The organism is Paenibacillus validus NBRC 15382, assembly GCF_004000985.1.
Lineage (GTDB): Bacteria > Bacillota > Bacilli > Paenibacillales > NBRC-103111 > Paenibacillus_G > Paenibacillus_G validus.
Map to the genome: position 1 here is coordinate 1 of NZ_BIMH01000017.1, position 24,208 is coordinate 24,208.

26 protein-coding genes and 1 riboswitch are annotated in these 24,208 nt (G+C 41.6%); of the genes, 4 read left to right on the plus strand and 22 right to left on the minus strand.

The features are described 5' to 3' along the window. The coding region (locus PVA01S_RS13175; RefSeq protein ID WP_164751819.1) for a recombinase family protein at positions 1 to 556 on the minus strand (556 nt) is incomplete at its 3' end. Positions 557 to 795: 239 nt separating this feature from the next. After that, positions 796 to 1,113 carry a hypothetical protein gene (locus PVA01S_RS13180; RefSeq protein ID WP_127608002.1) on the minus strand — a complete coding sequence of 106 codons (318 nt, stop codon included), beginning with the start codon at positions 1,111 to 1,113 and terminating at the stop codon, positions 796 to 798. 138 nt (positions 1,114 to 1,251) lie between these two features. Here PVA01S_RS13180 and PVA01S_RS27235 point away from each other — a divergent pair, with 138 nt between their 5' ends. Continuing rightward, positions 1,252 to 1,749: a hypothetical protein gene (locus tag PVA01S_RS27235; RefSeq protein WP_244932947.1), complete on the plus strand. Its 498-nt coding sequence runs from the start codon at positions 1,252 to 1,254 to the stop codon at positions 1,747 to 1,749. 259 nt (positions 1,750 to 2,008) lie between these two features. Here PVA01S_RS27235 and PVA01S_RS13190 read toward each other — a convergent pair whose 3' ends face one another. The 4 genes from PVA01S_RS13190 to PVA01S_RS27720 form a co-directional block, all read right to left on the minus strand. Continuing rightward, positions 2,009 to 3,100, minus strand: coding sequence for a hypothetical protein (locus tag PVA01S_RS13190; protein WP_127608003.1), 1,092 nt, complete (start codon positions 3,098 to 3,100; stop codon positions 2,009 to 2,011). Beyond that, positions 3,100 to 3,282 carry a helix-turn-helix domain-containing protein gene (locus PVA01S_RS13195; RefSeq protein WP_127608004.1) on the minus strand — a complete coding sequence of 61 codons (183 nt, stop codon included), beginning with the start codon at positions 3,280 to 3,282 and terminating at the stop codon, positions 3,100 to 3,102. The genes PVA01S_RS13190 and PVA01S_RS13195 overlap by 1 nt, the downstream gene beginning before the upstream one ends. Positions 3,283 to 3,725: 443 nt before the next feature. After that, on the minus strand, positions 3,726 to 3,929 hold the full coding sequence (locus PVA01S_RS13205) for a helix-turn-helix domain-containing protein (RefSeq protein WP_127608006.1): 204 nt from the start codon (positions 3,927 to 3,929) through the stop codon (positions 3,726 to 3,728). 4 nt (positions 3,930 to 3,933) lie between these two features. Further along, complete coding sequence (locus tag PVA01S_RS27720) at positions 3,934 to 4,119, minus strand: helix-turn-helix domain-containing protein (RefSeq protein WP_127608072.1); 186 nt, start codon at positions 4,117 to 4,119, stop codon at positions 3,934 to 3,936. A gap of 354 nt (positions 4,120 to 4,473) precedes the next feature. Here PVA01S_RS27720 and PVA01S_RS26615 point away from each other — a divergent pair, with 354 nt between their 5' ends. Then, positions 4,474 to 4,638 (plus strand): hypothetical protein, encoded by a 165-nt coding sequence (locus PVA01S_RS26615; RefSeq protein WP_164751821.1) that lies wholly within the window; start codon positions 4,474 to 4,476, stop codon positions 4,636 to 4,638. Further along, positions 4,635 to 6,005 carry a recombinase family protein gene (locus PVA01S_RS13215; RefSeq protein ID WP_164751822.1) on the plus strand — a complete coding sequence of 457 codons (1,371 nt, stop codon included), beginning with the start codon at positions 4,635 to 4,637 and terminating at the stop codon, positions 6,003 to 6,005. Before PVA01S_RS26615 ends, PVA01S_RS13215 begins: the two co-directional genes overlap by 4 nt. Before the next feature lie 150 nt (positions 6,006 to 6,155). Here PVA01S_RS13215 and PVA01S_RS13220 read toward each other — a convergent pair whose 3' ends face one another. From PVA01S_RS13220 to PVA01S_RS13300, 16 genes are all read right to left on the minus strand, one after another. Next, positions 6,156 to 7,901, minus strand: a complete 1,746-nt coding sequence (locus tag PVA01S_RS13220) for a recombinase family protein (RefSeq protein WP_127608008.1) — start codon at positions 7,899 to 7,901, stop codon at positions 6,156 to 6,158. A 1,098-nt stretch (positions 7,902 to 8,999) separates the two neighbouring features. Then, positions 9,000 to 11,027 (minus strand): coiled-coil domain-containing protein, encoded by a 2,028-nt coding sequence (locus tag PVA01S_RS13230; RefSeq protein WP_127608009.1) that lies wholly within the window; start codon positions 11,025 to 11,027, stop codon positions 9,000 to 9,002. Further along, entirely contained in the window at positions 11,014 to 11,502 is a 489-nt protein-coding gene (locus PVA01S_RS13235) for a hypothetical protein (RefSeq protein ID WP_127608010.1), read from the minus strand. The genes PVA01S_RS13230 and PVA01S_RS13235 overlap by 14 nt, the downstream gene beginning before the upstream one ends. Positions 11,503 to 11,511: 9 nt before the next feature. Continuing rightward, positions 11,512 to 12,468: a hypothetical protein gene (locus PVA01S_RS13240; protein ID WP_127608011.1), complete on the minus strand. Its 957-nt coding sequence runs from the start codon at positions 12,466 to 12,468 to the stop codon at positions 11,512 to 11,514. Further along, complete coding sequence (locus PVA01S_RS13245; protein ID WP_127608012.1) at positions 12,465 to 12,677, minus strand: hypothetical protein; 213 nt, start codon at positions 12,675 to 12,677, stop codon at positions 12,465 to 12,467. The genes PVA01S_RS13240 and PVA01S_RS13245 overlap by 4 nt, the downstream gene beginning before the upstream one ends. Positions 12,678 to 13,164: 487 nt before the next feature. Continuing rightward, on the minus strand, positions 13,165 to 14,820 hold the full coding sequence (locus PVA01S_RS13250) for a hypothetical protein (RefSeq protein WP_127608013.1): 1,656 nt from the start codon (positions 14,818 to 14,820) through the stop codon (positions 13,165 to 13,167). Between the two features lie 32 nt (positions 14,821 to 14,852). Then, positions 14,853 to 15,260, minus strand: coding sequence for a DUF6075 family protein (locus tag PVA01S_RS13255; RefSeq protein ID WP_127608014.1), 408 nt, complete (start codon positions 15,258 to 15,260; stop codon positions 14,853 to 14,855). 118 nt (positions 15,261 to 15,378) lie between these two features. Further along, the gene (locus PVA01S_RS13260) at positions 15,379 to 15,798 is read right to left on the minus strand and encodes an RNA polymerase sigma factor (RefSeq protein WP_127608015.1); all 420 of its coding nucleotides are present in this window, start codon (positions 15,796 to 15,798) and stop codon (positions 15,379 to 15,381) included. Positions 15,799 to 16,386: 588 nt separating this feature from the next. Further along, a complete protein-coding gene (locus PVA01S_RS13265; protein ID WP_054796026.1) occupies positions 16,387 to 16,716 on the minus strand; it encodes a helix-turn-helix domain-containing protein in 330 nt (109 codons plus the stop codon). A gap of 233 nt (positions 16,717 to 16,949) precedes the next feature. Then, entirely contained in the window at positions 16,950 to 17,507 is a 558-nt protein-coding gene (locus PVA01S_RS13270; protein ID WP_054796027.1) for a hypothetical protein, read from the minus strand. 239 nt (positions 17,508 to 17,746) lie between these two features. Further along, positions 17,747 to 18,460 (minus strand): response regulator, encoded by a 714-nt coding sequence (locus PVA01S_RS13275; protein WP_127608016.1) that lies wholly within the window; start codon positions 18,458 to 18,460, stop codon positions 17,747 to 17,749. Between the two features lie 92 nt (positions 18,461 to 18,552). Further along, positions 18,553 to 18,638: riboswitch (cyclic di-GMP riboswitch) on the minus strand. Between the two features lie 248 nt (positions 18,639 to 18,886). Beyond that, positions 18,887 to 19,630 (minus strand): urease accessory protein UreH domain-containing protein, encoded by a 744-nt coding sequence (locus PVA01S_RS13280; RefSeq protein ID WP_127608017.1) that lies wholly within the window; start codon positions 19,628 to 19,630, stop codon positions 18,887 to 18,889. A gap of 184 nt (positions 19,631 to 19,814) precedes the next feature. After that, a complete protein-coding gene (locus PVA01S_RS13285) occupies positions 19,815 to 20,405 on the minus strand; it encodes a class I SAM-dependent methyltransferase (protein WP_127608018.1) in 591 nt (196 codons plus the stop codon). A 35-nt stretch (positions 20,406 to 20,440) separates the two neighbouring features. Continuing rightward, positions 20,441 to 20,962 carry a thiol-disulfide oxidoreductase ResA gene (gene resA / locus PVA01S_RS13290; protein ID WP_127608019.1) on the minus strand — a complete coding sequence of 174 codons (522 nt, stop codon included), beginning with the start codon at positions 20,960 to 20,962 and terminating at the stop codon, positions 20,441 to 20,443. 8 nt (positions 20,963 to 20,970) lie between these two features. Next, positions 20,971 to 22,020 carry a F510_1955 family glycosylhydrolase gene (locus tag PVA01S_RS13295; RefSeq protein WP_164751823.1) on the minus strand — a complete coding sequence of 350 codons (1,050 nt, stop codon included), beginning with the start codon at positions 22,018 to 22,020 and terminating at the stop codon, positions 20,971 to 20,973. Between the two features lie 58 nt (positions 22,021 to 22,078). Continuing rightward, a complete protein-coding gene (locus PVA01S_RS13300; RefSeq protein ID WP_127608021.1) occupies positions 22,079 to 22,642 on the minus strand; it encodes a TVP38/TMEM64 family protein in 564 nt (187 codons plus the stop codon). A gap of 374 nt (positions 22,643 to 23,016) precedes the next feature. Between PVA01S_RS13300 and PVA01S_RS13305 the strand changes: the two genes are divergently transcribed. Further along, positions 23,017 to 23,580, plus strand: coding sequence for a C40 family peptidase (locus PVA01S_RS13305; protein WP_127608022.1), 564 nt, complete (start codon positions 23,017 to 23,019; stop codon positions 23,578 to 23,580). Positions 23,581 to 24,208: the final 628 nt, after the last annotated feature.

Sequence of the window (24,208 nt, forward strand, 5' to 3'; positions counted from 1 at the left end):
TTTTTTTGCTCCTCCGGTTCAGTTCTCGGTAAAGAGACCCTTTACTCACACTCGACATTTCTTCAATTTGAGCTATTGTAAAGCTCCCACTTTCGTAAAGCATTACTGCTTTGTCTAGTTTTTTCTTATCAGTAGCAGGGCGACCACCCTTGCGTCCACGCGCTCTAGCAGCTTCCAACCCTGCAAGTGTACGTTCACGAATAATGTCCCGTTCAAACTCTGCGAATACCGCCATAATACCAAACAGTGCCTTTCCTGCGGCTGTACTAGTGTCTATCTTATCGGATAGGCTTACGAACTCGATGCCATTTTTATTTAATTGAAATAATACATCAAATAATTTTTGAGTTGAACGTGCTAACCTATCAAGCTTGTAAACGATGAATGTATCGCCGGGGCGAAGGTTGTCCAGTGCTTTCGCTAGTTCCGGGCGGTCATCTTTACCGCCACTTGCCTTCTCTGTATAAATCTTTTCAAACCCATACTTCTTCAAAGCATCTATCTGAAGATCAAGAGATTGGTCGGCGGTCGATACTCTAGCGTAAGCGATTTTCAATTCACAATCATTCCCTTCTTCGACTTTAATAGAACAGTACCATAAACGAAGGTTTTCGTAAATATGATTTTGGAACGACTTTCGTACCGAACTAGGGATTTAAAAACTTTATTTTTTTCATATTGCGTAATCGTTTCATAAATAATCGTTTTCGTACTGAATATAAAAAAATAAAAAGAACCCTGCGCGGTTGACAAGGTTCTTTATTGCTATCAGTATTCAATTACTTCAATCGGCAGTTATTTGAATAGCCACCACATCTTAGTATCATCGTTGGGCACTAAATCAAGATACCCTTTTTCTAGACATTTGAGGAATACAGCATCACTTCCGTATAATGCGTTATGCATCCGTTTAAGTATTTCATCAGGGTGCTCTGCACTATGTGAAGATACTCGTGTTGCTACGTAATAAGAGCCGTCTTCCCTCTCGTACAAATCCATCCAACCATTAAAGATGCAGTGGAGAATGGTACTGTACTGCTCAAATGGCTTGTCGCTAGACAGAAGTTCTTGGACTTGATAAGGCGAATCGTCATAGTCAATAATTTTACTCATCGTGTTACCCCTCTCGTGGTTTATGTTCCTTACACAATAAATATCGTGGTAACCCTTTGAGTAGTTGCAATAAGCATAGACAGTAATTATATTTTATTTTATGATTTAGGTAACTATTTTCAAAAGGTGGTGTAAACTATGTCGCGCGGTGGTAAACGTGCAGGTGCAGGACGTAAAGCACAGGGGATAACTCGTAAAGTGTCGCTGACTCTAACCGAAGAACAATGGAATCAGATTGAATCATCGGGCGAACCAACGGTTGCGGCATACATTCAGAGCCTTATGTATAAGGTAACTCCAATCATAAAAGAAACCAAGATTCATTCTGAATCAAGTAACACAAATCATAGGGAGTATCAGGGATTAAAGAGGAAGGAAGCGGAGGAATATTGGTCAATCTTTGCGAACTTTGAAGAATCAGCCGCCCCTGAGGTATTAGAGGGGGCGAGAGCGGTTTTCTTAAGGGTACTGTTCCCCATGGGCGTTGAATCAGCACAATTAGAGGTTAAACCCAACTTTATCTGTCCTTTTACTGGTAAACGCTTCGGCTCAGTAAAAGCCATGATAAAGGCGGCTGTGCCGCACTTGGCGGAATCGGAAAGAAGGAGATTAGAAAAGTTAATGAAATCACAGTAAATTATTTCTTCTCCTAATCCGCCGCATTTCATAACCCTTGAACTTATCCTCCCCGTAGTGCTGTACTACTTGTTCTCAGTTCTTTATTATTCTTATATGTACTTTCTTAGGGAAGCAAAATGTTTAGGTGCTACTTACGGAAAACGAACAAGAGAGGGAAAGATAATTCCTTAAATATTCGAGTAGGTGGAAAATAAATTCCAATTACAGGGAAAAATATTTCCTTGTGTATGGAATTTATTTTCCTTCTCATAAATCGTTACAGTTTTCTACGCTTTCTTGAGATGAGCCTTTCTATAAATTCATCTTCTGATTTGCCCATGTACTCCTGCTTGGTTTCTCGTGCTTGTTGTGCTCTAATTTCTTCTAGACTTTTGCCCTTTCTGTCCTTAAATGACCGTTCTTCATACGGGGTATGTTTGCTTCCGGTCTCTAGGTAGCGTTGGACATTATAGAGAGCATCACAATCCGCCATTAGAAAAGCTGTCGGAGAGATTTTTTCAGACGGCGGATAGTTTATGAAGAACGCTTCAATGTGCCTTTTCATCATCGGCTTACGCTCAGCATTCTCATGGTCTCGATAATGGTGCTGTAAGTCTTTAATACAATCCTCGACCGTTTTTCCAGTCTTACTACTCTTAGCGGCGTGATTTTTTCCTGTAACTCTATGGTACTCTTGGAGGAAGTGATTCACAAATTCAGGATATGACCATGACTGCACGTCCTCAGGCAAGACGGTATCTTTCGGTAAAGGACTGCTTTTTTTGTTCTTTGATTTAGGTAAGCACTTACCTACGCTCGCCATTCCTTTACATTGAAGGGTTTCCCTCAGATAATTGCTGTATTCCGTTAGAATCGCCTGACGCTCGTTCTCAGCGGCGTTCTTAAGTCTGACGACATAATCATGTTCTACGTCTTGAATAGCAGATGTGAAGGCATCTAACAAGGTATCTGCTCCAAGTCCTGTCTGTAATTCGGTAAGTGCAATCAATTCATTTTCGATACGACTCAAAAGCACATAAGGATTATTCACAGGGCGGTCATTGATAGTGAATACGAACTCCCCACCGTCTCCACCTTGTAGGGAATAGGTTTCGATGAAACCAAGTTCCTTCAACCGTTTTGCGTAGTTTTTTACTGTCTTGTCAACACTGTTCCCGAATACTCTCTTTAGCAGAAGTCTCGACATTGCGACAGTTTTCAGTTCTTTACCCTGTTTTTCTGCGGTATTGACGCGATTGGTAATAAGCCCAAGCAACTTTAATGAGTCGCCTGTCAGGCGGCTACAACATGCTACTTCGTTCGGAAGGGAGTAGAATCCGTTTTGGTACAGTATGAATCTATCCGCCATTATCTGCATCCCCTTCTATGGACGTACTCTGCAACGGCTTCTCGGCTTATCATGTAAGAGCAAGTCTTACCCTCGCCTATCTTCACAGCGTCAAGCTGACGAGCGTGTATTGCCCTTAGAATCGTTCTAGGGCTCACTCCTGCGACTTTAGCAGCTTCTTTGCGGCTGTAAATCTCTTTCATGTTCTGTCCCCCTAGAGTTGGAATAAGTTAGCGACAGCTAAGGGCAAAAAAATAACCCTCACAACCTAAGAATCGTTGCATGAAGGCGTTTAGTTGCGAAAGGAAGTGCTTATAATAAGGACACGTCCTTAGTTCCGCCCCTGCTCTTGACTCAAGCAGGGGCTTTTTGTGTTCATTTGCGTTCGGTCATTCAGACGGCTACACTGACTAAGGAAAGAGCACGTCAGCATCGAAGCCTAGCTTATGAAGGTCAGCCTTCAATTGTTGTTCTTCGACTTGGAAAGGGAACTTTCCGTGACCTCTTACGTTTCCTGTAAGGCGCTCAGCGTTAAGCTTACCTTCACGTATCCATCTCATTAGCGAATCCTCAGTAACGATGCGACTACGGCTGTTTGCGGTCAGCTTATGGGCGATACTCGATAGCGTCCAATATGTTTTCATGCTTACCGTCTCCCTTCCTCGATTGCCTTTTCAATGAAGTCTATCAAGTCGGCTTCTCTAATACGCCATAACGAACCTGATAGCTTCATAGCTTTAATGCGCCCCTCACGAAGCCATTTGTAACAAGTAACCATTTCAATATTCAGCAGTTCAGCAGTTTGTTCTGCCGAATATAGGCGACCGAGATACTTTTCTACATCGTACATGCTTTTAGTTACCCCCTTTGGTATTTTCCACTATGAATTTCCTCAGACTTTCTTGGGTTACGCGAATCGAGCCGCCAACTTTTGTGCTTGGTAGTGTTCCGTCGTTTACCATCCTGTAAACGGTCGCATACGATAGCGACAATACTTCCGCTACTTGCTTTAGCGAATAAAGGCGTTCTATCGAAATCAGCCCCTTTCATTGGATTTTTGAATCATTTCTAATATAAGAAGCCATTTGATAAAAATAACAAGGGAATGTAGGCGTTTGATAATAGAAATACAATACTGAGGAAGCACCTATTCAAATCAAATCATTAGACCAACAAGAGAACGAAGCTTACCTTTTTTCAACGTAATCTGCACTTTATTGCTACGTCACAATTAGTTAATTCCGAGATGGCATCAGGAAATCTCATAAATAGTAGTGTTTACCACAATGCATAATTCAGGTCATAACGATGTCAAAGTATTTTAAGCATTCCACCGCAATTATTTCAGACCTTGGCGCGATTGTTACTGCGAACGCCAAGGAGGGGTAGACGATATGAAAGTAACTTGCAAATTCGCCAATGAAAACAACATTCAAGACCTCATGCTTGAACTCTTGAAATCTCGTGTTGACACGCTGATTGAGCAGTCTTACCATAATAATCAAGCGAATACTGTCACATCTCAAAAACATGCTTCCAAAGGGGGAGAATGCGCATGAGATGTGCCATCTATGCAAGAGTAAGTACAGTTCTCGACAGTCAGAAGGATAGCCTTGAAAGTCAAGTCTCGCACTTTGAAAACTATATAAAAGACAAAGGTTGGGAACTCGTTGATATTTATGCCGATGAAGGCATAACTGGTACGAGTACCGCCCAACGCCATCAATTGAAGAGACTTCTGAAAGATGCCGAACGAGGACTTTTCGACGTTGTTCTGATAAAGGCTCTATCAAGATTGTCTAGGGACACCTCGGACTCAATTAACATAGTCAGAACGCTAAACAGTCACAACGTTAAATTGTATTCTTCAAGAGAAGGCGAGATTAAAGATGAGTTTCAATTGACGGTCATCTCGATAGTTAATCAACGGCAAAGCGAAGACACATCGTATAACGTCAGTTGGGGCATTGCTGTAAAATCTCGTAACGGCATCTTTCACGGTACGCCGCCCTTCGGTTATGACAAAGTAAAGCCGGGGAAGTTAGTTCCGAATCCTGTTCATGCTCTAACGGTACAGCTAATATTCGACCTCTACCTAAACAAAGGGATGGGCGTTCAAGCAATAGCCAACTACTTGAATGATGAATTAGGCGTACTTCCTTCAAGAAAGAACACAAAAAAGTGGTATGATTCATCTATCCGCTTGATGCTAACTAACCGACACTATATTGGCGATTTGGTTCAGGGGCGTTCCAAAGTTGACGTTAAGAATAAGAAGTTCCTTCAAGAGAAGGGATACAAGAAGCGGCATAAAATTGAGGAAAGCGAATGGATAGTCATTCCTAACCAACATGAACCGCTCATTACTCGCGAGATGTTTGAAGCCGTTCAGGAGAAAATGAAGCAAAAAGCCGTTCGAGTGTTCAGGGGCAGGGGGCGTAAATCGTTATTCGCAAGGGTAGCATTCTGCGCGGATTGTGGAGCAGGAATGAACTTCAAGAATGACCGTCAGTCCTACGTCTGCTCAACTTATCAGAAGAACACAGCTAAAAAGTGTTCTTCGCATATCATCAAGCATGACGTACTAAAGAAAGCTGTCCTTGCTAATCTAAAGGACTTGCTTGATAACTCTCTGAATATGCAATCGCTAGTAGATGTAACAATTCAACGAGCAGGGATAAAGAAAAACAATGCCGCTAAGGAACTTGAAAAGGTTCAACGAGAAATTAGCAAATTGGATAAGGAACTTGTTCAGCTTACGAGGAATTGGACTACTGGCGATATTAAAAAAGAGATGTTCGATGCATGCTGTACGGCAGTCAGCAACGAACGCCAAGCACTAGAGGAACGGGCGGCACGTCTTCAAACCGAAATCGCCCACGAATACGATACAGAATCGCGTGTATTGGCATTTAGGCGGAGTTAATGAAGTTCGCCGCCCTAGACGTCAGCAACGAGGAAATCCTGAGGGATATGATTCACAAGATGATTAACCGTGTGGACGTTCACGAAGACGGTTCAATCGAAATCAGTTACAACTTCCAAAACCCACTAAAACAGGGGGCGTAGCCTTTAATTAGGCTCGCCCCTCCATTCCATCAATATTACGCACTCCACATGTGTTGTGCTGGGAATAGGAATGCACTTTCCCCCTTTCACTTCGCATGGACTTTTTTTGCTTATGCATCTTGCTTTGGATGCTGTTATGAAAGCCGGTTTTATAGACGAAGGTCAATTTGTACGGCTCGGGACTACCTTGATCGGGGTTCTCCCCAATAATCACTTTATCGACAATGCTTTCGAATACGTTCCGGTCGAATGCGGTCAGAAGCTCATTCGTTTGAAGCACTTTGCGAAAATGTTCAAGCCGTTTTCCCAAGTCAATTTCATCTTGCGCGGATTGCTCTAACTGTTCCTTTTCTTCGAGCAATTTAGTAAGCGAAGTATCGAGCTCCGCATACTTCTGTTCGTAAGTAGCCCTGTCTATTTTCTCATCCAGGCACAAATCAATCAGTTTGCAACGTTTTTGCTCCGTAGCCTGAATATCGCTGATAATTTTGTTCAGTCGCTTTTGATTATTCTGGTCGCTAAACACGGACTCCATTCTTTTCATAAGCTCGTCTAGCACATCCGAATTGTTGCGGCACACCAATTTGTACGATTCGACAAAAGCACCCTCAATCAGCTTTTCCTCCAAGGCTTTACTGAGAGAGCAGTATTTCTTCCCTTTTTTCGTGGCTGTCACACACTGCCAAATCACCTTTTCATGCGGGGTTCCGCTGTGCCAGTTCCGCCGCGAGAGATTGCTTCCGCAGAAAGCACATTCCAACTTGCTGCTGAAAGCAAATTTCCTGCTGTACTTGTCCCGCTTGCCTTTTGCGCCGCGGCGGCGATTCTCGCCTCTTCGATGCAATATGTCCTGCGCCTTTTCAAAAACTTCCTCGCTGACAATCGGCTCATGATGATTTTTGACATAAAACTGATCTTCCTCGCCGTAATTGTCCAATCTTCTCTTGGAAATGGGATCGACGGTAAATGTCTTTCCTTGCAACAAATCGCCTTTGTACTTCTCATTCTTTATGATACCAAGAACGGTTGTGTCCTGCCATTCGACTCTTCCGTACTTGGTTTTATGTCCCGCCTCAGTCAGTTCCTTTGCAATAACGTAAGCGCCGATTCCCGATGAGTATCGTTCAAAAATATAGCGGACGATTTCGGCTTCTTCTTGATTAACGGTTATCTGTTTCGTATTCACATCGTAATCGTATCCCAGACAACTTTGAAAGCCCACCAGTTCGCCGCGCTTCATTTTCATTTTCAAACCTTTTTTCACGTTGGCGGAGATATTCTCCACTTCCTGCTGCGCTACGGAGCTTAGAATGACAAGCAACAATTCGCCGTCCATCGTCAGCGTATTGATATTTTCGTCTTCAAAAAATACGGCGATGTTCTTTTCCTTCAACATTCGGACGTATTTCAACGTATCCAGCGTGTTTCTTGCAAACCTGGAGATAGACTTTGTGATGATCATATCAATTTTCCCATCCATACAATCGTTAATCATGCGCTGAAAATCCTCGCGCTTCGTTACCTGTGTCCCGGTTATGGCTTCGTCCGCATAAATATCGACAAGCATCCAGTCGCTGCGCTTGCTTACGAGATCGGTATAATATGCGACTTGCGATTTGTAGCTGTTCAATTGCTCCTCAGTGTCGGTACTTACGCGGGCATAAGGGGCGACGCGAAGAACATCCGATAACTTTCCGGCGTTGCGATCCGATATTTTCCGACTTGCTTTAATCACTTCCACTTCAAGAGCCATGGTGTTGTCCTCCATTCTTATTTACTCGCCATCAGTTTAATAAGAGATGGGCGAACCGACAAATGTGCGAATCAAGAAGTAAGGTCCGAAATGATGCCGTAATCCCGCATCGTTTTGTTCTTTATCAAATGAAATTCGTTTTCGGTAATCAAAGATAAAGCCAGTAACTGTCTTATCATAGCTATTTGCATGCTGTACCGGATGAGTTTATGGTTCATAATAACCTCCCATTAATCCATCAAAGCTGAAAATCAGAGATGCGCAACGAACATAACCGTATGTGCGCATCTCTGTTTTCGCCTCTGTTTTGGTTGCTTCTCTCAAATATCCTATCCGGCGGACAGTGGTTAGCCGTCCTCATAGGCTTCAAACCTCTTCCAGGATCGCTGCAAGCCGCCCCCATTGCGCTGAACTGTGGCTGGACGGAAGTATCATTATCCCTCCGCATGGGTCTTCGCCATAAATAGCACCACCATTTTTCATTGCATGGGCAAAATCGCTCGCAGTTTACCGCTTCTGATTTCAGGGCATGTAGAAACAAGAACCGGCAAAATGGTCATGGCGCGCCTGCAATCTGGCTTTCCTTTCAGGTCATGCGGGGAACGTACCGGATAAGATTTTATTCAGTTTTCAAGGATCAATGAGGGGTTGAATAGTGTCCCTCTAATATTCATTTCATTTTCAATGCAAAATCGGACCTTGGTTGCAAAACTATCGATCAGATCGGAGAGCGTTTTCTAAGAAAAAGGCGAGGGGGCTAAGGAAAACGAGACACGAGGATACGTTCTTTTGATGCCAGACGTGAAAGGGGTATTGCTACTCTGTCGAGATAAATAGGCACAGACTTTATTGGTTTAATGCATTACCGCCGTTCAGTAGCGTTAGACTCTTTACGCTGTGGTCGAGTCTGACTCACAAGCGCTTACGTTAATGGCGGTATTACGTCACCGACGAAGCACATAAGTTGTAAGTGCTGACAATTCTCCTGAACAAGCTAAATCCCCGGAACGATTATTATAACGAGAACATTCAATCCCTCATTCATTCTGGTTTTGGATTGAACTTAGTTATAAATTCCCCGGGGATTCTAGATATTTGCTATTCGCTTTCTGATTCGAACTTTCGAAAAGCTTTATTGGGTACTCTAATTAAATTATAATCTTCCGAAGGTAATTTACTTATTGCTTGACGTGTATCGCTATCCTTTATCGTAATTCCAACAATGACCTGACTCTTTTTCAACTTGATAATACAATTAAAAAATTGCTCCATATCATTAATAACGATGCTATGCTGGGCAGGTTCGTCAAAGATTAATACTCCGGGGTGATTTCCTGCTTTTTCATTAGATGTTTGGAGTAATGCCAGTATAAAAGCCCATATCGCTCGTATATTATCACTTGCTGAAGAATCAAATTTCATATCGAATCCTTCAATTACGGGTAGATATGACTCTAAAGAGATATCTATTTGATTTAAGTTGAGAATACTTTTATAACCAAATTGCCTCAGATTGTTAATAAAATGATTTCTTAATGTCTTTATTTTTTCCTCATCCAAGTCCGTAAACTTTTTACTTGGCAATCCGGATTTTTCTGTTAGATATTGTTTCCAGTCATCCGATAGCTCTTTTAGTTTCAGTTTCTGGCTTGATAAAAAATCACACAATTTATTGAGATTGTTTATTTCGGAATCAAGTTGCAATCTCTTATAAACAATAGATTCTGACATATTATCGTTCGTCGAATAAAGATCGCTGCGTAACGATTTAGCTAAACTACGAAGCTTAAATAAGCTATTTTCCAATTGAGTTATTTTACCCTGCAATTTCTCTTTATTTTGTCTATGACTATTTCGGGCAAATTCTAGCATCTCTTTCTGTGCGTTCAAATGCCTAATGTTTTCATCAATACTCATGACCTGCATATGACTTGAATCTGGAATCAAAGTATCCTGAATAGCTTGACTACATACAGGACAAAGATCCTTCGAAGTAGCTAAATTCAATTCAGAACCGAGATCTCGAAGACGTGCAGCATCTTTATTATTTCTAATATCAGAATCGATTATTTCCAGATTACTAGCTAATCTTTCAATACTGCTATTTTCTGAAAGCAACATATCTCTATGTTTATGAAGCTCGCTTTCGAATTGGTCTATTGAATTTTCAGTCTCATTTAGTTCTTCTTGAATCTCATCAAAATTATCGATGATTTTGGGCTTCATAAGCCCCAATTCTTTATACTGCTCGTTAAGGTCTTCAATATATTCCTCTATACTGTCATTATCCTTACTAATAAGGATTTTTGAGAAATCATCCTCGGACAGCAACTTCGGGCTTGCTGGAAGCCCACTTATTGTACATGACTCCCTATTTGTATAAATGATTAATTCCTTTACAAGGGACTCCCATTTATGCTTAATGTTACTTTCCGATGTCCGAAGGTAATCCTTTTTCTTTTCATTTTCCAAAGTATCTAGGCGCAAAATAAATTCTAATACCCGTTTCTTGGACTCTCTAATTCCGAGAACAGGCATTCCTGATAAGAGATCCGCCCATCCGTGCTTCTGTTCAATAAACATCCCTGAGAAAATTAATTGCAAATATAACTTTCTAATTGCATCATCAGAAGCTGGTACTAACGGTAATTCAATATGTAAGAATGTTTCTAAGAAGCTATGAAATCCTTTTTTGTTAACTGCTGAATTGGGCATATGTACGTACATATCTTCGCACAATATATTGGGTTTTCCGATATCGTCTAATTCACTGTGACACACCGTAATCAGTTTACTATCTCTATTTTCCATCTTAGCTGCCCGGTAAATTGTAATCACGTCTTTACCATTTGAAATTTCCAAATATGCCCCTGACTCAAGTACTGGCCATACGCTTTCTCCTTCTTCAATAGAAGTTTTATACACTGATGTCAGGACTTTCTCACCGCGACCACCAATTATTTCTTCAAGACCAAGACAGTAATAAATTGCAGCTATTATTGAACTCTTTCCACAGGTGTTATCTTCACTTGCAATAAAATTCAGACCTTCAGTGAATTTATCGTCAGATCCAAACACACCGTTACTTGTCTTAATTTCAGTTTTCAATCTTCTAATTCTCAACATTGGAATACCTCCAAAGCGAAGTGAGGTTGTTAATTTTTTCTTCTGTTAGTTTATTTGACAAGGTGAATAAATACCGCTTTTCATTACTTAATAAATCTGTGTTTCTAATAATTTTCTTTACGTAGGCCTTACCCTTCTTTGTCAGACGAAATAAACCATTTTGTTGTTGAAAGAACAGTTCTTCAGCAAGTGCATACTTTACAGCATGGTTTACTGCTGGATCAAATCTCACTATAGTATAATTGGTTAGTCTATCGTTAGCGAAATCACTTAATTTCTCCATGTCATTGTTTGTACTAAGACCGATTGAAATCATATGCAACTTTAACAATGAACACCCTCCACGGCCACAGCACATTTCAAGAATTAAGCAAAGTTGTGCCAACTTATAACTAATTCTATAGTTGTACGGTACTGCATCGGGCTTCGCATCAAACAATATCTCATCCGCAATTAGAAAATTTTTCTCTAGCATTATCCCAGTTCACCTACTTCTAAACTGCATCGAACAATCAGCAAGCCACCCGCTAATAAGATCAATTTTTAATTCCATTACTGATGCAGTTGTAAGATATTTAAACTGTTGTTCTAGCTTATTCTGAAAATCATCGAGTATTTCGAAAAATAACTTAGAGTTAATTGAACTGTCTGTATTCATTTTAGTTTTTAGGGATACCTGCTTTTTATACGATTGCTCCAGCATGTAAATTTCTTCATAGACCTCAGGGTAAGAAACACGTAATATTCTTAGAATTTCAATGCCTTTAATGTAGGAATCTATGTAAGTATTAACAATATCATTGAAATCCTCATCAGACTCTTCAACATCTCCCATTACTGCTTTAACCTTTCTTTTAATATTGCCGGCTTTCTCAGAATCGCATTTCGACCAGTCGGGACTAGTAGTATGGTAAATTGCAAAGTTAAGTTGCATATCCGTCAATGTTGTTCGAATGATTTTAGATATTTCCACTTTAAAGTCTTCTGCTTGCTTAATGACTATTACAAAATCATCATCTATATAATCATAATTATTTGGTTCGGATTCTTTCTTCAGAAGCACTTCTTTACGTTTAGTCTCTGCATGTGTAACAATTCTTGAATCCCTGTACTGAGGAATTACAAAATGCCATTCTTTTATTTTGGGCACACCCAATTCCTTTAATCTTTTGGCATATTTGGGCGATATCAATTTGTTTATATCTGCTGTCATTTTATCTCTTAGATGATCGTGCAATTCATCATCAGAATACTCACGTTCAGGGCAATAACATTGATAAACCCTTCCATGACGTGTAAATCCCTCAATACCAGCATCACCTCCATGAACTGCTGGAATTTCGGTGAAGTGCTCATCTTGGTATTTCATCCTGTAACAAGAGGTAATTAGACTTTCCCAAGAATCACCGTTTAAAGGTCCTTCAATAAAATTTAAGATCATTTATCTGTACCACCTAATAACTTAATAGAGATAGAACTACTTTTATCTGCTTCTTGGCGCAAAACTTTTATATCAACCATAAATGTAGCGAGTGAGCAAGCGTAACGAATTTCTGCCAATTGAAAAATAGAAAATACTTTCACAACGATTACCTCTTTATCGAAAAAAAATAATCGTTCATTTACTCGAGGTAGGGTACCAGTACTCATAATATTAATCCTCCACATAGAACTGACAATGGCTGTCGTGCCAAAATACCGCCCGTTACCAGTCATATAAAGCAAGCTCGATCCGTAAAGAATAAACTGGAGAACAGTATAAAATAATTCCGACCTGTTTTGATAAAACAAATCGTCATGCATATAATTACATATGTTCATGAAGACCCACCTTTCGCTACTCCCGAAAGTTACCTATTTGACAAAAGGGGACTTTATTCCTTCTTTTTCGCAATAAACGCGCTTTCCACAGCCAAAGTTTATTGAAGCCAACACTTGATAACCGCCCGTGAACCAATTTTGTCCAGCAAGAAGATATATGCTTTATGGGGCACGCTAACGCGAATAAGGCTCAGAACTTGAGCCTTATCTTTTCGGAGGATCAATTTGCGTTCGTAGAATGCGATCTGCCAAACAGGACTTGTTTATCCAAATCGAACAATTCCTCTTAGGGCAGATGATGTTTAATCGTTTCAGGTTATTCCGGCGTAAATCCAATATCCTGTTCTTTACCTAAGATCGCTAACATGAAAGGTCGGAACTCTACGGATAGCATTTCATTTATTATGTCTTTCTGTTCACTTGTAAAGCGGTATATGTCGGCCTGTTGCTCCGCAGTCCTGCTGGCAATCGTAATATGCAAAATGTACTCGTAGTTGGTAATCGTTTCTTCGCTGGTGCTCCCGTCTTCATGTTCTACCGTCATTGTTTCCTTATGTTCTATCGTTTCAACGTGAGTTTCTATTGGATTCATATCCCAAAAAACGGATTGGATTATACCGATTCTTGTTGCATCGAGCGTAGCCACATCCATTCCATTTTCAGCATCCATGACGGTCTTCACGGCGAAGACGGCTATAATATCCATCCAATTATCCATTCGAGTATTGTCCGCGCTGCCAGGATAATGAATTTCCACCCGGTCTACAGGGTCGGCTGATTGCTGTACTTCTTCCAGTCTGGCGGCAAATTCATCGTCCATTTGTTCAACAATTTGGGAAAGCGGCTTTACATCGGCGTCCGTATTTTCGCCGGATACAAAGATGCCAAAGGGAGAGGAAATGACTGCGGCTACCGCCATTACAATGCACAACAAGATGATAACGGAACTACTGATCCCCAAAAGCGCCGTCAATCCCTTGACGAGCAGGGCGGTTGCTTTTGCAACCATTCTAATGATCCGAAGATTAAATCTCGCGGCGGCTTGTGCCCTTTGAACAGATCGGCGGGCAGTCATCACCATTTGTACTGTCCGCCGTGCCGTTTTGAACGCATTCATTTTCCCTTCGGCTTGCGAATCCGGATGATTATTAGTCTGACCCAGTCGTTGCCCGGTTTTAATAAATAGGGGTAATACCTTGAATTTTCGTTCTTTACGTTTGATCGTTGAACCTGCTTGTTTTGATATAGCGGAGGGGATACGGGATAACGCTTGTCTGAAATGTCGTGGCTTCAATCTTTCCGGCGTTAGCGTTTTAGGGTGATTGCTTCGTACATTTGCTGAATGAGATGCCGCGGCGGTGATGATTATTTCATTTTTTACGACGGACTTTGGATGTCTAACGTCCATTCTTAGCATCTGGTCAGGAAAGCTGTTTTTTTGAGAACGATGCAAAAGCCGGGCATTGACCCGGCTTCGTACAAAGCGTTGTTTTCCCGGTAGTTGATCAGAAGGCAAAAGGTATTTTCCATCGAACGGCTCACGGGGTTGCATCCTACGGGTAAATCGCAGTGTACTCATGTTAGAAGCATCGGCATTCGGGGAAAGTCGGGAATCGTTAACGGGATTTTTTCTCGCCTTCATAACCCCGTCTGTCGTTTTCTTATACTTTTTTACGGGTAACCCACTCGATTGTGGATTAGCAGCATCTTCAACTGGAGTTGCCCTCTTTTTTTGAATCAACCGAATCAGTCTGCTGTTGGTCTTCATGCGAATGCCCATTTGAGCCATTGTTTTAATTGACGATGCGGTGCGGTGTTGCGCAAATTCAACAGGAGATGGGGAAGTCGACTCATCGTTGTCTGTATGATTCTTGACTCGGACACCCGTTTTCCTTACTCGTTCCATTAAATTTTTGAACCTATCCAGCCGTTTTATGTTTTTTACAACAACCCTCGTTTTAATTTCTTTCATCTTCTTATGCACCCCCGACAATCGGTATCTGTTCAGCGGGTTTGTTCAGATAGCCGTTTGAAAATCTTTTCCTGACTTCGGAAATATTCCGGATAACGAAGATGAATTGCCTCGAAAAAGAAAGGGGCGTAGCTGCAATCGAATAATTCGTTGGGAGTGGAGAAGCGTTCCCCACCTGGTTCGGTCCACCCGTTCCATAGATTAAAGGCGAGCCGACATATTCGAATGGAACTGCCGGTTTGCCATGGGGCCGAAAGGCCCTTGGGATTAATGCCGCCGTTAGAAAAATCAAACAAATCACGTACATGACTCCTAGTTTCCCGGGAAATGCCCAATGTGTAAAAAAGCGCACGATGATAGCCGTCGTTGCATTTCCTTTCAGCCAGCATTTGATGATAGAACCTCTCGTGTTCTTCATCCCGAAATCGAATAGGATGCATCGATACTTGCCCCTCTCACCGAGAATGATGAGCGGCTGGATGCAACCAGCCGCTGTCTGAAAAGATCCTCTATATAACATTTCATTCTGACGGGAAAACCGGACCCAATGACGAAAAATCACATGTTTTTGAGTAGACGCTCCATTATCTTTAAGCCTTGTTTAATAGATTTACGAACGGCCCGTTCATCGACATGCTCAGCTCTGGCAATAGCGACTTTGCTCATGCCTAGAAAAAAGTGTGCATAAATTCGTCTGGCCGATTTCTCCGGCAACTGGCACAACGCTTCGTAAAGCTGTTGCCGGGAGAGCTTGCGTTCATAGTACTCCTCCGGCGAAATCGAAAGAAAAAGAACGTCCTTCTCAATTCCATCGTTTCGATCCAGCGAGTAATACGCCCGGTGACGATACGTGCGCAGTTTGTATGCGCTTTCAATTAATTCAAACCGATGCAGCTCCTGAGCCACCTCGTCATCCACTTCAACCCATACATCCGTTTTCCAAAAAGGATATATGTCTTTCAAATTGATCTTTTTCATACTCGTCCCTCCGTTTTGGTTTGTTTGATCAATCAAAACAGAGGGGGGAGAGCGACAGCCGACGCTTCCTGACAAGCGGGAAGGACAACAAAAAAGACCTTGCCGCAGAGCGTGCCAACGCTTGATTGCGACCAGGTCTGATCGTAAGACTTGATAAACTTGATTCCACGCATGCCGATGAATCATTCGCCGCTTGTTATTATGTGTCGTCGGGATACATCAACATCAACTCCCTTTCTCACCTGGCAACACCGTGCGAGAAATTGTGCGGGCCTTTGATGGTTGGCGTTGCCCTATGTTTAGTTCAACTCCTTTACATTCGGAATATAGTCGACGACTGCTGTATCAGTAACAAAATAAAAAAAGCGCCGTATTTCTTCCCACTGGGATAGCAGGGAAAGAAACGGCGCTTGATGAAAGGGACAACCAGTCTTCATGATGCTTGTGGTTGCACAACCTGTCCACACTAACATCATAACACGGATCATGTGCATAACGCGTGCAGACTTTGTGCAAAAAGAGAGCAAATCCAGTGCTGCGTTCGGTGCATGTTCGATGCAGTTCCGGCGCTTCCTTTCGAGCAGTTACTTACTTTTGTCTCCACTTCAACAAATGCTCGATGTGTTGAATCAGAAAATCTAAATCTTCTTCGGAACAATGCTGTAGCATTTGGCCAATCTGGGACAACGGCTCTGGAAGTTCGCGATTCTCAAAAACAAATAACTGAGACAAATCCATGCGCAAACCAACAGCCAGTTTATAAATATTATCCAATGAAACGTTCTTTAGCCCGCGTTCAATTTGTCCGATATAATTAGGATGGAGGTCTGCCCGCTCTGCAAGCTGCTCTTGCGTCCATCCGTATTGTTCCCGCAATGTGCGAATGCGCTGACCTAACGAATCCCGAATTGAGTTCACATTTCCACCACCTTATTCTTTCAGCTTATAAGGCAGAGTAAGTCAAATGAACATTCGATAGATTCGCTATTCTCAGTATCCAATGTATGTGTTATAATCTCCTCAATACTCATTGAATCAATTGGCGAGACATTAATCGTATTTACTGGGATTGGACGTAACGAATAAAAACGTATTAAAATGAAAAATGGACGCAAAAAAAGAAGATGCGCATATGCATCTTCTGAAACCGGTCAATCATTTTGGGACGAATCCAAATCCAACAAAACCGCCCGATCTTTGATTTTCATATAGATTTTGTGCAATGTTCGCTTTCGAAGGTAGAAGTACGCGCGGCGGGAAAGTGCTAGGCGGCTCATGGCGTCTGAAAGCGCCAGTTGATCCATATATCGTAACCGAATGAACAAGCTTTCTTCCGGGGTGAGAGCCGAGAAAGCATAGTCGATCAAACCGATTCTGGATAGCAGCAACGGGATTTCATGTTCGGTGATTTCGATACGTCGTATAACCGTCCGTAAAACCGTTTCCTGTTTTCTGCCGCTGCTGTGAGCCGCAACCATTTGTAGCGTACGCGTTAATTCAGGGATGTAGGACAGTTCTGACTGCATGTACTTCAGTCTCGCCTTCCAGTCCTTGTAAGACTTCAGCCATAATTCTACTTTCTCATAGGGGACGGGGTGCTGGGTCAGCGTCATCACAATTCCCTCCTTGCTGTGCATGCTGCCTGAAATTGTTCCGCCAGCCTGCCTGTTAATCGTCATGATTATAGGTTGTTCACGCTCCGTTTTCATTATCATCGTCCCTTCTCTAGTAAAGTGGAGGAAGCAGTAAGGATGCCATTTTTCGCAACTTAAGTCAATTTTTGATTCTCACCTCCTACAAACTTGGTAATAAAATTCCTCTGTAGATACCTGCATTTGTCCACATTTTACCAATAATACATTCGAAAGAGGAGGGTGATTTTTCCCTCATACCAACAGATCATTGGTTGTCAAACCATCGCGAAACGGCTCGAATCGGAAACGAATCGCTAACAGGTGATGCGATCTAGTTGATCGTACAAGCCCCTACGTTTCGCTTTTTCCGCTGCTTCGCGAATGGAAGATACGTCGAATTTGCGAATGATATTGCGAACATGCGTCTTCATTGTGTTAGACGTGATTCCGAGCAATTCTCTAACTACCGGTTGTGTATAGCCCCAACCGATCAACTGCAAGATTTCTTTTTCAGTAGGAGTCAGCATTCGATGCAATTCCCTTCGCTTAACAAGTCCAATTTCATTACGGATGATGGATGCAACATCGGCGTGAAGGGAGGATTGCCCTTGATACGCTTCCCTGACGGCACTTGCGACATCCACATAATTGATCTTGGTAATATAATTGATCGCTCCGGCCAGCATTGCATCCACAATGATCTCGGGCTGGTAGAGTGAAGTCAAGATAATGATTGGCAGTGATTTGATCTTCAACACTTCGGCAATTGTATCCAATCCATCCTGTTGCGACGAATGTAACACCGGGTCATGAATCATTACGTCTAAATCCAATTGCATACTGGCTCGAATAGCCGATTCTTTGTTTGTTGCAATATGAGATATACTCATATCCGGCTCAGCATCGATCAACGCCGTCAACCGTTGTTGCCATACGGGGTCGCTGTCCACCAGCAATACTTGTATCCTGCTTTCTTGCCAGCGCATGACTTCTTCAACTTTTGCAGCATAGCGTACACGCTCCTCCATATATCATCACCTCGTATTCATTCTAGAATCACGACAAAAAGACACGTACCCTCAAACGGCCGTGTCTAGTTTTTCGTAGATGTGAGATTTGTGAGGGTAACCCGGCGATCATTGCAATAGTGCAGAAGACCCGTGGCTTTGCGTCCCAGCCTTTCGATCTGGTTTGCCATTTTTCCTATTATTTCTTCCAAATCATAGCCTTATAATACCATAATTTTTATTTTTCTGGCACCGCCCTAAGTCCCACGTGTTTAAATGTGTTGATATTTGTCGATTCTATATCATTTCATATCGAATGATACAGGATAAACTATAGAAGCGTCACAAATTGTAAGTTCGCGAAAAATTTCTTGATCACACAATAGGTCTAATCAACTACTCGTGGCTCTCACTCTGCATTATTTTTCCGTTGGCACCTCCCATGATTTACATTAGAGTCCAATATGTCAAGGTATCGCTTATGCCCAGCACTATAAATAACACACCCGCAAGTTTTTGTATCCACAACCCCCACCTTTTGGCACGCTTAACAATGACTCGATCTAACCCGAAACCTACAGCAAACCCGGCAATTAGTAAAAACGGCATTGCGGTACCGATTGCAAAAACAGATGGCAACACTACGCCATATGTTGATTGCAATGCCAAAGGCATAAGCGAACCGAAGAACAAAACAAACATTGTTGGACAAAATCCTAGCGAAAATGCAATCCCCATTAGAAAGGCTCCGCTCCTTCCTCCGGTTCGATCGGCCAATTTTTCAAAAAATCCTGCCACTCGAGCCCCAAGTTGAAAAGGAAGCCGAATCCAGCCAAGCAAAAACAATCCGATTAAAATCAATAACGGCCCAAGCAGCTTTCTTGCAAAAGAATATAAAGGGATCATGTCAGTGGATATCTTTTGACCGAAAAACCAAAACAAAGCACCGAAAATACTGAATACAATCATCTTCCCTAATAAATACATGAACGTTTCGGGCCACGACAACCTTGCTTGCGCTTGACGCTGCCCAAAGTAAGTAATAGCCGCAACGTTCGCTGACATTTGACAAGGAGCAACCGAACCAACAAAACCGAGAAACAGCGCCGCAAGAAAGGCGATATCAGTGTTCGCCGCGTTAACGAATGGTTCGCTAAGGAAGGCGCTAATTTTACTAAAAAAGGAGTACATTAACTATTCACCCCCCAAAATCCGTTAAATAGATTTGGCAGTTATGCTTTCATCACACATCGAACCTTGACAAGCATCTATTATAAACTACATAACGTAGTGTTTCGCGGATACATAAAAGCAGTCTATTTTATTTCCAGAATAACTGCCGCTTTATCGTTCACCGCAGTCTCACATTTCCAATTTATTTTATTCTTGCTTCAATTACTAGGAACAGTTCCCTACACATCGACGTCGTTTGCACCACTCTGAAACCTGCTTGTTCAACGGTTTCAAGTGTATTGCGGTTTAAATGACAACCAACACATAATCGTTTCCAAACGGGCGTTAACCAGTCTTGTATTTTACCAAGGACCAGATGATTTAACCTTACGTGTTCAAAAATTAAAATCGTTCCTTCAGGCTTGCATACTCTATGGATTTCGGCCAGAGCTTTCGCCGGGTCAGGTATCGTACATAATACTAGTGTTCCAACGATTGAATCGAACGAATTGGTTGGATACGGTAGATTTTGGGCATCTCCCGGTACCACTTCGATCGGAACTGTAGCTTCACGTGCTTTAATTAGGGATTGCTCCAACATCATTGGATCTGGCTCTATTGCAATGACTTGATCTGCAAACTCATAGTACAAAAAGTTAATACCCGTACCTGAGCCAATTTCCAGCACTTTTCCTTTCGCCTTAGAAAGAAGCTGTTTTCTTATCCGGCCGAATATTTTTGTTTCTAGCGGCTGCATCAACCGATCATAATATTTGTTGAATAATTTATCCATTGCAGCCTCCTGATCATAAACTGCTCACGAAGCAATTATTGTAATAATCGATTTATCCGGATGAGGATATCTTGTTCTTTCATCTCACCAATAAATTTATCTTTGATCACGCCAGATGAATCTACGAAAAACGTCGTGGGATAAGACATAACATTATATTTGTTTCGGATTTCGTTGTCGTTGTCGATAATGATCGGAAACGTAATCGCGTATCGATCAATAAAACTTTGTACTGTAACCCGGCTTTCACTTAAGTTAATGCCAAGCACTACCACATTGTCGTCTTTCCATTGATCATATTGTTTTTGCAGAGCCGGCATCTCGTTCACACATGGCGGACAAAACGTACCCCAAAAATTGATTACCAGTGCTTTCCCTTCATAGTCTGCTAATTGATGAACCTGTTGATCCAAACCAAAAAGCTTAAACTCGGGGGCTTTTGAGCCAATTTTTACGGAAGAATCTGATCTAAATAACGCTGATCCAATTGTATAAGCTCCAATTACCAATACGACCGACAATACAACAATTTGAATCCATCTTCGATTACGTTTCACTGTTATTCTTAAACCCCTTTTCCTTTATCCGCAATTTTCCTCCAGTTCATCCCTTCATCCAAGGATATATATACATCCAGATTAAAAGTGGCGAAAACAAGTTCTTTGGTATTCGTTGGGTTCTGTGCAATATACGATGCTGCATCTTCAACAAGATCTGGAATATTCACCTCAACCAACTGTTTCTGTTGCAGATCCATTTGATAAATAACCCCTTTTTGTTTGTAGCTGCCAACGATTATATTTCCTTCCATACCAAAGGTAAGAGAAGTTACCTGTAGATCGGCTATTTTTTCGAATTGGTTGCCTGAATCTTTGGATACATACAACGCTTTTGTCGTTCCAACTGCAACGATTGAATCATCGGACGGGTGAACAGCTAAAGATGTCAGTTCGGACAGTTCAACATCTATTCCAGTCATTTCGCTTTTGTTCCATGTCTTTGCATCGTCTTTGGAATAATATAATCCCGTTGTTGTTAACCTAGAGTTCGGCTCCGGGTTAACTGCGTAAATGGTGTGCGTCTTGTAACTTGCACTCATTAAATGAAAATCAATTTCCCCATACAAATCCAGGATTTCAAAGCTTTTACCTTCATCTGAACTTTTTACAATTCCAAAAGGATTCCTTTTATTCGAACCCTGTGCCGGATGCCCGCTGCTATAAAAACCGTTGTCCACAGTGGTAAATCCCATATAATCGTGTTTTTCTCCTTGACCGTCTGACCATTTCCCTTGTGAGTAAACTTTCAAACCGAGGTGAGAAGGGATTAAAATTCGCTGTCCGTCCCCTGAATAACCGAGACCATGGACATGCGTCAACGTAATCGTTTTTGAAGCCGTTCCCTGCAAAGACAACACGCCGCTAATGATGACCGCGATTAGAGATGCGACCCATGCCCACCTGAATCCGGTTGCTATTTTGGTCCACTTCTGTCGCTGATATCGGTCTTCCTGCCTCTTCACATCTTTGAGCTGCTTTACTTTGTGGGATGCGTTCCAATGTAATGCAAAGAATAGAACAAATAATGCACCTGTTCCAATTAATAATGTGTTCATAATGAAATTCCCTTCTTCTGTAATGATGTAGTCAAATCTAATGCAACTGAACATTGTCTCATATTCGTTTCTTTCTATATAACAAATAAATTAATAATAAACAAAAAAGCGAAATTAATAGTCTGGGATAATATTCGCCGATGCGAATCAAATCATGTCCCACCATTGTCTCCAACGCAATGGAAGGGGCTTTGCCCAGCGAAGTAATAAGAAAAAAATCGGTAAAAGGCATTCGCGAGATCGCTGCGGCAAAAGTTATGACGCCGGAAGGAATCAGTGGAGTCAACCGAGCTATAAACAGAATCATTGCCCGACGACTGCGGCCCGCCTCGTTAAATCGTTGTAACCATTTCCAATTCTCTTTTTTTACTTTCTTTTGCTTACCGAACCCCCATCGATACAACCAGAATGAAACTGCTGCCCCAAGTGCTTCCCCTGCCAAGGAAAGAAAAAATCCAGGGATAAATCCGAATACAACAGCGTTAGCTCCTGATAAAAACAGGGTGGGAACGAGTCCTAATATACTGATCAGAATGTTGATCAGTAAACTAATCAGGATGGCCCATACCCCATAACTTCTTAGCCATTCTGCAATAACATCGACATTAAATAAAGGGGCCATCCGGTTTATTAGCCTTTCTGTAAGAAATCGGGTTTACCGCCAATCGTTTGTTCAAACTTCAAAGTGAAATTTCTATCGCAACCTATTACCAAGTCTCATTGTAGTATTTTAACCCGTTTTTATACTACTCATTGTAGTGTAATGTCGAGTTAGTGTCAATTTGCGCAGCCATGCTTACCTGTCTTATCGTTTAATTTATCTTGTAAATTTGAATGATTTATGAACACGGCAACTCTATTAACTATTAATCTCTCAATTCGTTTTCCCTATCTCTTTTTGTATATTGGAAAACATTCCATCCAACCCCCTCCTATCGCACATGTTACCATGGGTGAACAAGCAAGTTATATATCTTTAATTTTTGGAGGGATTCTATGAAAAAGATCGCAGCAATAGGGTTGATAACCAGCACTCTAGTTGTAAGTCCTCTCTTCTACCAAGGACAAGCTTATGCCGCTTCGCAAAATCAACAGGATATTAAGCTAACAAACATTTCTTCGGTCAGGCATAGTGTGATCAGTAGCGGGAAGAAATATTTAGGAACTCCTTATGAATTTGGGTCGAGCCGTTCTAACACCAGGACATTTGATTGTTCCGATTTTGTCAGACAAGCCTACCTGGAGGGAGCCAAAATTAAGCTTCCGGCTGATTCGAGAAAGCAAGGGGATTATGTAAAGAAGAATGGAACAGTCACAACAGATTGGCGAAAACTAAAACCAGGGGATATTATGTTTTTTATGTCCTATAAAGGCAGCAAAGATTCGAATTATCGCGGGATCGATAAAAGTAAGGAACGTATTACACATAACGGTATTTATCTAGGGAATGGAAAAATCCTTCACACTTATTCCAAAAAGTCGGGTGGAGTCAGAATCGATACGATTGAAGGTAAACAGTGGGAAAAGCGCTTCTTGTTCGGAGGAAGTATTTTAAAGTAACAAATAAAAATGACAATGTTATCTCAGTGATAATATTGTCATTTTTTGTTGCCCCTTCTCTTTAGACATATTCGCTTACAACTGGTCCGATACCGCTATTCTAGCGTCACCGTTTCATTCCGTGTTTTCGCGTCACGCGCATGAACACATGTTTGTTTCGAACAAAATTGTTTAATTCCGTCCCAATATCCCCAGATACAATTCTTACATTTCTTTGGTTGCTTTGGTTTTTGTCCAGCAAACAAACCTAATCCCCCTTCAAGTTTGGTTCATCAGTTAAATGTATCCATATTTGGTTTGTATTATTCAAAAAATACTTTTACAAAACTTGTTTTAGGATAGATGATCTCATAAGCCATTTGCATAAAGTGTGTCGTGCTAAATCCGAGTAGTTAGTAGAAATATAGTGTTTCAATATTTAGTGATATTATGATGCAAGTCGCACATACTCACACGTATCAATGCAATGGACAACGGAATGGATTACTGGAACAACATGATGAGAATTTTTTTAATAGTTCAGTTGTGATGCTTGAAGTGGCCAACGTCTATATAAATACTCCCATCGCCGAAAATCCCATACTTCGTTGACCGTGGCGGGTGTATTGTCGAAGAAAGTCGCATTAAT